The 733-nt window shown below is 51.7% G+C and carries 1 protein-coding gene; it reads right to left on the bottom strand.

The genetic code is table 11. From position 1 onward, the window contains the following. The coding region (locus J663_RS19685; protein WP_228132963.1) for an Ig-like domain-containing protein at positions 1-733 on the bottom strand (733 nt) is incomplete at both ends.

Genomic DNA, 733 nt, shown 5'->3' with positions numbered 1-733 from the left:
GGTGTGAACACCGCTGTCCAGGTGATGTTGTCAGTCGTAGTCAGGCCAGTCAATGTACCGCCTACAACCGTGATGTCGCTTGCATCAAAGCCTGCTACTGCCTCACTGAACGTGAAGCTAATGTTCGCTGTTTCCCCTGCCGCAAGAGCTAGATCATCAGTAGTAATTGCAAGTGTTGGTGGAACAATGTCTACAACGAAACCATCCGTAGCATCCAATACATCGCCTGTACCCAAGTTGCCCAAGACATCTGTGTAACTACCATCAGTCACCGCAATGCTTGGTGCTGTGCCTGTGCCATCTGGTGTGAACACCGCTGTCCAGGTGATGTTGTCAGTCGTAGTCAGGCCAGTCAATGTACCGCCTACAACCGTGATGTCGCTTGCATCAAAGCCTGCTACCGCCTCACTGAACGTGAAGCTAATGTTCGCTGTTTCACCTGCCGCAAGTGCAAGGTCATCTGTGCTAATCGCAAGGCTTGGTGCTGTCGCATCAACAGTCACTGTACCGGTTACTGGTGTTGAAACGTTGCCTGCCACATCTGTTGCAGTCACGCTCACTGTATGTGGACCGTCTGCCAACACTGGAAGTGTATTGTCTGCAAGCGTCCAGGTACCGTCACCATTGTTAGTCGCTGGATAATCCACACCATCCACAGTCACCACCACAGTCGCAGTAGGATCATCGATCGTACCGGTCAATGCAGGCGTTGTATCGTTCGTCGATACATCTG

Origin of the sequence: Acinetobacter sp. 826659 (genome assembly GCF_000588515.1) — a bacterium.
Lineage (GTDB): Bacteria > Pseudomonadota > Gammaproteobacteria > Pseudomonadales > Moraxellaceae > Acinetobacter > Acinetobacter pittii.
The sequence above is the reverse complement of the archived record's forward strand: the minus strand, read 5'-3'. Positions and strand labels throughout refer to the sequence as shown.